At 67.9% G+C, this 8,358-nt stretch carries 12 protein-coding genes and 2 pseudogenes; 9 read left to right on the forward strand and 5 right to left on the reverse strand.

Going from position 1 to position 8,358, the window contains the following annotated elements; genetic code table 11:
* Positions 1 to 146: 146 nt before the first annotated feature.
* Complete coding sequence (locus tag AX721_RS05935; RefSeq protein ID WP_082765334.1) at positions 147 to 1,364, forward strand: aminotransferase class V-fold PLP-dependent enzyme; 1,218 nt, start codon at positions 147 to 149, stop codon at positions 1,362 to 1,364.
* A 150-nt stretch (positions 1,365 to 1,514) separates the two neighbouring features.
* On the opposite strand, the gene arsC is transcribed toward AX721_RS05935, so the two are convergent.
* From arsC to AX721_RS05950, 3 genes and pseudogenes are all read right to left on the reverse strand, one after another.
* Positions 1,515 to 1,925 (reverse strand): arsenate reductase (glutaredoxin), encoded by a 411-nt coding sequence (arsC, locus tag AX721_RS05940; RefSeq protein WP_068875102.1) that lies wholly within the window; start codon positions 1,923 to 1,925, stop codon positions 1,515 to 1,517.
* Positions 1,922 to 2,110: pseudogene (locus tag AX721_RS05945) on the reverse strand (aquaporin family protein); the annotation flags it as partial. The pseudogene AX721_RS05945 and the gene arsC, both read right to left, overlap by 4 nt.
* A gap of 281 nt (positions 2,111 to 2,391) precedes the next feature.
* Positions 2,392 to 2,640 (reverse strand): hypothetical protein, encoded by a 249-nt coding sequence (locus AX721_RS05950; RefSeq protein WP_068875104.1) that lies wholly within the window; start codon positions 2,638 to 2,640, stop codon positions 2,392 to 2,394.
* Positions 2,641 to 2,767: 127 nt separating this feature from the next.
* Here AX721_RS05950 and AX721_RS05955 point away from each other — a divergent pair, with 127 nt between their 5' ends.
* From AX721_RS05955 to AX721_RS05960, 3 genes are all read left to right on the forward strand, one after another.
* Positions 2,768 to 3,013, forward strand: a complete 246-nt coding sequence (locus AX721_RS05955) for a hypothetical protein (protein WP_068875105.1) — start codon at positions 2,768 to 2,770, stop codon at positions 3,011 to 3,013.
* A 383-nt stretch (positions 3,014 to 3,396) separates the two neighbouring features.
* Positions 3,397 to 3,534 (forward strand): hypothetical protein, encoded by a 138-nt coding sequence (locus AX721_RS27235; RefSeq protein WP_156467033.1) that lies wholly within the window; start codon positions 3,397 to 3,399, stop codon positions 3,532 to 3,534.
* A 144-nt stretch (positions 3,535 to 3,678) separates the two neighbouring features.
* Positions 3,679 to 4,593 carry a HEPN domain-containing protein gene (locus tag AX721_RS05960; RefSeq protein ID WP_068875106.1) on the forward strand — a complete coding sequence of 305 codons (915 nt, stop codon included), beginning with the start codon at positions 3,679 to 3,681 and terminating at the stop codon, positions 4,591 to 4,593.
* Positions 4,594 to 4,778: 185 nt separating this feature from the next.
* On the opposite strand, the gene AX721_RS05965 is transcribed toward AX721_RS05960, so the two are convergent.
* Together AX721_RS05965 and AX721_RS05970 are read right to left on the reverse strand one after the other, a co-directional pair.
* Positions 4,779 to 5,321 carry a GNAT family N-acetyltransferase gene (locus AX721_RS05965; RefSeq protein ID WP_068875107.1) on the reverse strand — a complete coding sequence of 181 codons (543 nt, stop codon included), beginning with the start codon at positions 5,319 to 5,321 and terminating at the stop codon, positions 4,779 to 4,781.
* A complete protein-coding gene (locus AX721_RS05970) occupies positions 5,318 to 5,626 on the reverse strand; it encodes a DUF1778 domain-containing protein (protein WP_068875108.1) in 309 nt (102 codons plus the stop codon). Before AX721_RS05970 ends, AX721_RS05965 begins: the two co-directional genes overlap by 4 nt.
* 374 nt (positions 5,627 to 6,000) lie before the next feature.
* Between AX721_RS05970 and AX721_RS05975 the strand changes: the two genes are divergently transcribed.
* From AX721_RS05975 to AX721_RS05995, 5 genes and pseudogenes are all read left to right on the forward strand, one after another.
* Positions 6,001 to 6,264 carry a hypothetical protein gene (locus AX721_RS05975; protein WP_068875109.1) on the forward strand — a complete coding sequence of 88 codons (264 nt, stop codon included), beginning with the start codon at positions 6,001 to 6,003 and terminating at the stop codon, positions 6,262 to 6,264.
* Between the two features lie 31 nt (positions 6,265 to 6,295).
* Positions 6,296 to 6,727, forward strand: coding sequence for an AlpA family transcriptional regulator (locus AX721_RS05980; protein ID WP_068875110.1), 432 nt, complete (start codon positions 6,296 to 6,298; stop codon positions 6,725 to 6,727).
* Between the two features lie 74 nt (positions 6,728 to 6,801).
* Positions 6,802 to 7,113 carry a hypothetical protein gene (locus AX721_RS05985; protein ID WP_068875111.1) on the forward strand — a complete coding sequence of 104 codons (312 nt, stop codon included), beginning with the start codon at positions 6,802 to 6,804 and terminating at the stop codon, positions 7,111 to 7,113.
* 340 nt (positions 7,114 to 7,453) lie between these two features.
* A complete protein-coding gene (locus AX721_RS05990) occupies positions 7,454 to 7,792 on the forward strand; it encodes a helix-turn-helix domain-containing protein (RefSeq protein WP_068875112.1) in 339 nt (112 codons plus the stop codon).
* An 8-nt stretch (positions 7,793 to 7,800) separates the two neighbouring features.
* Positions 7,801 to 8,358, forward strand: a pseudogene (locus AX721_RS05995) (HipA N-terminal domain-containing protein); the annotation flags it as partial.

Raw genomic sequence — 8,358 nt, forward strand, 5'->3', positions numbered from 1 at the left:
GGAATAGGCGCCCGCCATCGCGTGGAATGAGCGCCCACGATCACTGGAATGCGCAGTCCAGACATGGCGCGAAGTCGACGTCGTTGCAGTGACAGGGGAGCCGGCAAGGGCTTAGCTTCCAGGGGGTAGAGCGAGGGCCGACCGTGATGCGAGAGCTAGGAGGGCGCTATACGCGCCGTGCTGCGCTGGCCGCTGTCGGACTGACGCCTGCCGCATCGTCGCTGGCGTCCGCGCCATCGGCGCCACCATCGGCAGAGTATGGCTTCGCCCCGGGTCTCACCTACCTGAACACCGCCTCTCTGGGGCCGACGCCGCGCAGCATCCGCGACGTCATGGACCGGGCCTGGACGGACCTCGAAACCAACCCGGTCCGGATGGCCTATGGCCAAGGCGGCGTGGTGGGCGAGACCGACGTGGCGCGCGGCCGGATCGCCGACTTGCTGGGGTGTGCGGCCGACGAGCTATTGCTGACGCGAAGCACCACCGACGCGATGAACATCCTGGCGGCCGGGACGCGACTTTCCGAGGGCGACCGCGTCCTCACGACCGACCAGGAGCACGAGGGCGGGACCTATTGCTGGACTTCGCTGGCGCGGCGCAGAGGCATCGCCGTGGATGTGATCCCGATCGCGCCTGAAGACCACGAGGCGGCAGCCATCGTGCCCCGCTTCGCCGCTCGCCTGCGACCCACCACACGGGTGATCAGCGTGAGCCACGTCATCTCGGCGACGGGCCATCGGATGCCGGTGGAGCAGATCGCCGCCCTGGCGAGGTCCAGAGGCGTCTCCTGCGTGGTCGATGGCGCCCAGGCCTGGGGCCAGATTCCGGTCGATGTGAAAGCCATCGGCTGTCACGCGTACGCCACCACCGGGCACAAGTGGATGATGGGGCCGAAGGGCTGCGGGGTGCTCTACCTGAGCCCCGATGCCCGGGAAACATTCCAGCCTGTCCAACTGGAGGACGGCCACCGGTTTGTGTCCAACGCGACGGGCGTGGGCTGCCTGCCGCTCGCCATCGGCCTCGGTGCAGCCGCCGAGGCGATGAGCAGGCGCGGGATCGCGGAGGTGGCCGCGCACAACATGACGTTGCGCGATCGGGCCTACGAGGGGCTGGCCAGCATCCCTGGACTGACGTTGGCGAGCGCGCCGCCCGGCCATGCGATGGGCACCGCCCTGGTCGCGGCGCGCCTGCCGGACTCCATGGATTCGAACCTGTTCCGCCAGGCCATGCACGACCGACACCGCGTCGTCGTGAAGATGGCGGAGAAGCGCTGGTTCAACGGCTTCCGGCTCTCTCCGCATCTGTTCAACACCGAAGCGGATGTCGATCGCGCGCTGGCGGCGATCCGAATGGAGCTGAGTTGAAGCTCGCCGCTGCGAACGTCCCCTTCTCCCTCAGGTCCCAAAGTCAGCTCCTGGCGCAACCTAGACGTCACCATCGATCTCCCTTGCGTAGCCCGAAACCGGATCGCCACGAACTGGGAAGCACTCGAGAGGTAGGCCTTCGGCTGGACCTCAGAGCCGAACGATCTCGCCGTCCTTCTTGGTGAAGCTCCCCGGTTTGCGTTCGAGGAGGTCGAGTACCGCCTCCGAGGGGCGGGTGAGCTTCACGCCCTTCGGCGTCACCACGATCGGCCGATTCACCAGGATCGGGTGCGCCACCATCGCGTCGCGGAGCGTATCGTCGCTCACGTCGTCGGACAGCAGCTCCAACTCCGCCGCCGGCGTGCCCTTCTCCCGGAGGATATCGCGGGGCCGCGCCGCCATCCGCGCCAGCAGATCCTCGAGCTGCGGCCGCGTCCAGCCGGTCTTGAGGTACTCGACAACCTTCGGCTGGTAGCCCGCGGCCTGAACTATGGCGACAGTGTTGCGGGACGTACCGCAGGCCGGGTTGTGGAAGATGGTGATGGGGAAATCGTCACTCATGACGCCGTCCGTTCCTTGAGAAGCCAGCCGAAAACCAGCCAGCCGACAGTTGCCCCGACCAGCTGGGCGAGGATAAAGCCCGGCGCCGATGTGGGCGCGATCCCTGCGAAGGGGTCGCTGAGCGCCCGGGCTACGGTGACGGTGGGGTTGGCGAATGAGGTCGAGGCGGTGAACCAGTAGGCGGACCCCCGGTCGCGCCCGTTCACGATGAGGTTCACGCCGGGCCATGCAGAAACCTGGGTCGAGGGGGCGGTCGTGCTGCACAATCCCAACGCCATCCGCCCGCTGGATCCCGGGCTTCTGGTCGGGGCCACCCACGAATTCCTGCAGCCGGACGGGACGATCATGTCGCTGCTGCCGAACAACCCGCCCTACGCGTCCCACACCATCATCTGGGTCGCCGAGGAAGGGTCGACCGCGGCGGGGACCCCTCCGCAGGAATGGCGCTCGACGCGGCCATGCGGATCTAGAGCCGGCGTTCAAACCGGACACGCTCGGTAGCGGGCGTTGCCACCGCCCGATAGCCGGCGCGCAGCCAGGCCTTGCACTGCACGTGCCGCGTGTCGGCGGCCGGTTCGTTGGCCCACCATTCGGAGCGTCGACAGCTCTTGGGCAGCAGGTCGCCGAGCACGCGTTCGATGTCGCGGAAGCTCATCTCATAGGTCGCCGTGCTCTGGCGCCGCAGGTGGTGCTCCAGCGGGTCGTATTTCCCCATGGATTCCTCGAATGGCGAGCGGACCATCTTGCAGGCGGCGCGCTAGTCGGCAACGCTTGTGTCTGCGCCCGAACGGCCAGACCGGGGCTCCATGGCCCGCCCCCGAACCCCGATACGTGAGTCTCCGATGACCGGCAGCCGAGACCAGGCCCTCGCCGACGCCCGCAAACTCCTGCGAGGGTTTGGCGCCGCACCCGACGCCCGGCGGCGCGCGCAGGCGGTGCTGTCCGCCCTGCGCCAGGCCGACGACTGGAACGCCGCTGGGCGCGGGCAGATCAAGGCGGCGGACACATGGCTTCGCGGTAGCCCCTCGGTGACCGCCCTGGAGCCGCAACTCCGCGCCTTGCTGGCCGCCCTGGCGAAAACCTCATGACCGACACTCTGCGGCCCGCATGCGGGACCGTGCACGATGCCCGCACGGGGTCCGGTGCGGATCGCCTGCGTTTGGCATTTTCACCGTTTTGCTCGGCCTGGCCGAGGAAGGCCTGGCGCGTGTCCGCCTCACGCCAGACGACCGCTTCACGGTGCTGTCCACCTTCATCTTGCTGAACAGCGTGCGGGATTGGGTGAAGACGGAACGCGGGCTCAAGACCTATTGGCCGAGAATTCCTTATGGCGAGGCCGTCCGCGAGGTCGCCAACGGCGCTAAACACCTCGTGCTCGACACGCAGCCATCCCGACCTGCATGTGGAAGGCCTCAGTCCCGAGGACGATATCGACACCATCGACTAGGACGAATTCGGCAGCCAGGTCCCGATGATCACACTCTGTGTGCGGCGCTGGCAGGACGAGCCGCTGCGGTGGCGCAGCGCCATGTGGGTCCTTGAAGAGGCCCTGGATGGTTGGCGTCGGGAGCTGGGCCTGCCGGACCTGAACTACGCGGCCCATCATTGAGTCAGGTGGCGGCGTCTCATCGATCGCGCCGCTGTGGACGGCGACACCTCCTTGGTCGTTCTCGGCTTTGCATCGTCAAAGGGGCCCGCGTGAGTTGAGTTCGGCTAGACTTAGCGAATCAATTCGCGCCACCTCGCTCCAGGCATGAAGACCACGCTCGATCATCTTCCCGAAGGTAAGCGCCGCGAGCTCCAGTGGGTGCTCGAGGTGCTGTTCCGCGAATTCGAGGAAGCCACGAAGCGCAAGGCGTCGCGGCGCGGACAGGGCCGGATCCTCAAAGTGATCCTGTTCGGCAGCTACGCCCGCGGCGACTGGGTCGATGACCCGGTCGGCGGCTACAAGTCTGACTATGACCTGCTGATCGTCGTGAACCACGACAATTTCACCGAGGTGACCGAATACTGGATGGACGCCGAGGCCCATCTTGAGCAGGCCTTCGACATCGCCCACATCCTGTCGGCGCCGGCGCATTTCATCGTGCACTCGCTCTCCGACGTGAACCGCCAACTTGCCCTCGGCCGACCGTTCTTCACCGGGACCGTTGAGGAAGGGGTGATGCTCTACGAGGCGGCAGACCATCCCCTCTCGCGGCCGAAAAAGCTATCGGTCGCCGAGGCCTTTCGCGAAGCAGAAACTAACTTCTCCAAGTGGCTTCCCATGGCCCACCGTTCCCTAGCGACTGCCCAATTCCAAATTGGGCAGGGGGATGGTTGGCAGAATGACGCCGCGTTCTCGTTGCACCAAACGGCTGAGCGCCTTTACCACTGCGTCCTTCTCACTCAGACCCTCTTCTCCACCAAGTCGCACAACCTGAACTTCCTGCGTGGCCAGGCGGAGCGCGTCGCGCCCGAACTGATCCCGACCTGGCCGCGCGCCAATCGGTTCGAGAAGCGATGCTGGGAGCTCTTGAGGCGCGCCTATGTCGAGGCCCGTTTCTCAGACCAGTACGAGATCACGGCCGAGCAGCTGGCGTGGCTGGTGGAGCGGGTGGCCGACCTGCAGCAGCGGGTCGAGGCGAGCTGTCTCGCCTATCTAGCCACGATCGCGCCGAAGGCCTGAGATCGGGCGATGACCATGGAAATCGTGGAGGCTTCGATCTAGGCGCCTCTGCCTCGCTCGGTTGCTGAGGACCGCCCTAACGTCGGGGTGTAGCCGTCTTTTCGTATGTCCGCGGCGGAGGTCACCGGGGCGGCTCGAGTTCCATCGACCTGTCGCGAGGTGAGCCGCCGAAGGCCCGGCCTAGGTCAGCGCAGGAGGTCTCGGACGGTGGCGAGAGGCAGGAACAGGCGCAGGGGCTGAGTGGGCAGGGGCGCAAACCCATAGCCGGTGTAGAGCCTGAGCCTTCGTTGCACGAGGGCGGCGTCGCCGCAGTCGAGAACATCGAGCATGACGACGGCGATGCCGACGTCGTCAGCCGCCCGCGCGATCCGGGTCAGGGCGTCCACCAGAAGATCGCCGCCATAACCCTGGCCGGCGAAGCGTGTGTCGACACCGATCATGGAAATGTAGGCGGCAGGGATCTGACCGTGACGGGGCCGGGTGCGCGCGAACCGGGCCGGGAGGTCGCTGTACTCGAGCGCGTGAGCGTTGAGGGCGTAGAAGCCGATCAGCTCACCGGCCGGTGCGACCATCACGAAGACCCGGAGGTTGTCGGCCATCGCGAGTTTGTTGGCGGTCTTTCGGAAGAAGTTATCGACCTGCCCCACGCCGCAGGAAAAAGCCGCCCGATCGTGTTTGGCAGGATCGAGCGGCTCGATGATGGGGTGGTCAGCGCCGGATGCCGTCACCGGCTGGCGATCGTCGCCTTGTGACGGCCGAAGGCTGCCCGCAGCTTGTCCGTGGGCGGGGCGGGATTGTCCAGCGCAGCGAAGAAGGCCGCGTGATCGACCGGCTGGAGCACGGTGCGCTCATGCGCGGCGATCGTCTCGATGGCGGAGTTGTAGGCCGCGTTCATCGTGAAGACGGAGTCGTCGACGCCCGACAGCGCGGCGGCGCGCTGGATCGCCTCCTTGATCCGAGGCTTGGTGCGGAAGTTCATCCGCTCCGTGCTTCGTTCGTCCACTTCGCTCACCTGGTCGCGGAATGTGAGCATGGCAGCCTCCTCAAACTTATTTGAGTTTTGTACGCCACAACGGCGTACAAATCAAGACGTTCCTGCAGCGGCTGCAATCGGGATGCACCGCCGCGGGGCGACGGGGCAAAGGGACTCTAGGCGGCCGCATCGGCCTGTGACAGTCTTGTGGCCGGTGCGGGCGGTGGACCGTCCGCGCCACCGCGACGGCCGATTCGCCGCCGCTGGGCGCCCGCGCCATACAACGCCGGGCCGGCGCGGGTCGCCGCGCTCGGCCGCGTGCCGTCGATCCCCGAGACTCGGGCCTACGTCCAGGCCGTGGTCGAGTGCTACCTCGCGCTCAGCGCCGGGCGCGGGGTCCGGCGCGCCAGCGAATGCCGTGCGGCGGTGTCGCCATGATCGCGGGGCCCGAGCTGACCGTCGCACCGGCGCACGAGGACGACGCCGACCTGCTGACGCGGGCCCAGGCCTCGGAGTACCTGCGCCGTTTCCATATCCAGATGAAGGTCGCCACGCTGGCCCGACTCTGGTCGGTCGGCGGCGACGGCCCGCCCTGCCGACACATAAGAGGCAAGCCCTGGTACCCGCGGGGGGAGCTGCGGGCCTGGGCGCTGTCCCAGCAGACCCGGCTTCGGCGGTCGCGAAGGGAGACGCGGTGATGACGGGCGTCGTGGGAAGGGCAGAGGCAACATGACCCAGTGGACCGACTTCCTCGATTCGGAAGGACCGGATGGGGCCTATCTGCCCTGGAAGCGGGTTGAACCGCGGGTCGGCATCAGCCGCACCACGGCGTGGCGCCTGCAACGATCGGGCGATTTCCCGAAGCCCTACGTCGTGTCACCCGGCCGGGTCGCCTACAAGGAAAGCGAAGTCGAAGCCTGGAAGGCGTCGCGCGGCCACCGTGACGAACGCCTGGCCGAGAGGTCTCCGGTCGACGCGCGGGCGTCCTCCCGGCCTAAAGCGTCCGGCCCGGCCGAGTCGCCCTGCGTTCTGGACGCGGGCAAGTCCCCAACGCCCGCGTCCGCGGCGACGGCGTCACAGATCGCAACCGAACGCGCTGCGCCCCTCGCGCAGGCGAACCGCAAGCGCGGGGACAGTCGCCAGATCACGTTCGACTTCTAAGCGACCCGCGCGGCCTGACTCACGGGCTTGAGACTTGACGTGCCAAGCGGGGCCACGACGGATAGAGGCATCTCATGGACTTTGTCGACGTCATCGGCGCCTCCGGCGCGGCCTACCGCTTTCGAGCGGCCACGCTGGAGCAGCTTCCGGTCACCGGCGGAAACCTCATCGTGGCGACGGGCGCGCCGCCGCGCCTGGGCGTGCGGCTCTGCGCCTCCGCCCACACCCTGCAGAAAGCTGCGCCGGCGGCGCGCGACGCGCTGGCCGCCGCCCGCAGCGGGCAGGTCTTCATCCGCCTCAACATCGCGCGCGCCACGCGAGAGGCCGAACATGCCGACATCGTGGCCGCCTTCGCGCCCGACCTGGATCTCCCGGACTTGGACTGACGCGCGCCAAGGGCCAGGAGCCGCTTGACCCCGGCACCATGAAGCCACCTTGCGACGCCGTAACTGGCGTTCGACCATTCCAAGGTGAGGATTTCGCTGTTCCGGCAGCCCGTGGGCGTCAGCACCGCATCCGCCATGACCGTCCGTATGGGGCCCCGGCAGCATGGCGCCGTGGTCGTGTCGCGGCAGCGCTCGGCCGTGCCCGCGAGGACGGCCACCAGCACCGGCCAGCGTGGCTTCTGTTGGCTCGCGCACACTCCGAGATGGCGTCGGATTAAGCCGACATAATGGTTGAATTTGTCGGCTCAAACCGACAAAATGGCGCCTTGGGAGGATTTCCATGCGTCGCGGCCACCTGCTGACCACCCCGCCCTACGAGGTCGAAAGCGCCCTGAAGCGCCTCGGCGCGGATCTGCGCACGGCGCGCCTGCGCCGCAACATCACCCTGGCCGAAGTGGCCGAGCGCATCGGCGCCAGCCGGGAGGTGGTGGGCGGCGCCGAGCACGGCAAGCCGTCCACGAGCGTGGCGGTATATGCGGCCCTTCTGTGGTCCTATGGGATGTCGGAGCGACTGGGGGGACTGGCCGATCCGACGTCGGATGACGAGGGGCTGCGCCTTGCCGCGCTGCGGGAGCGGCGACACGCTCGAGCGCCTCAGCCGCTCGACGATGACTTCTGAGCGCACCGATGCCTGCGGCCTATGTCTACATCACCCTGCCCGGCGCAACGGAGGCGGTCACCGCCGGGCGTTTCGAGCACACCGTCGAGCGCAGCGGCGTGGCCGTCGGCCGGTTCGTCTACGGCCGCCGCTACCGCGAGCGGCCGGACGCCGTCGAGATCGACCCGGTCGAGCTCCGCCTGGGCCGCGCCGGCTTCGAGACGGTGCGGCTGGGCGGCGTCTTCGGAGCTCTCCGCGACTCCGGCCCGGACTACTGGGGCCGGCGCGTCATCGAAAAGCACGCCGGCCTCGGCCAGCTCGGCGAGCTCGACTATCTGCTGCACTCCCCCGACGACCGGGCGGGCGCGATGGGCTTCGGTCTCGGCGTGGAGCCGCCCGCGCCGGCGCGCCAGTTCAATAAGACCTGGGACCTCGAGAAACTGCAGACCCTTGCCGAGGCGTTGCTCGCCGATGAGCCGCTCAAGGACGCCGCCCAGGTGGAAGAGCTGCTGCTGCTCGGCACCTCCATGGGCGGGGCGCGGCCGAAGGTGGTGGTGGAGAGCCAGGACGCCTTGTGGCTCGCCAAG

It is taken from the genome of Phenylobacterium sp. CCH9-H3, assembly GCF_001557235.1.
Taxonomy (GTDB): Bacteria; Pseudomonadota; Alphaproteobacteria; order Caulobacterales; family Caulobacteraceae; genus Phenylobacterium.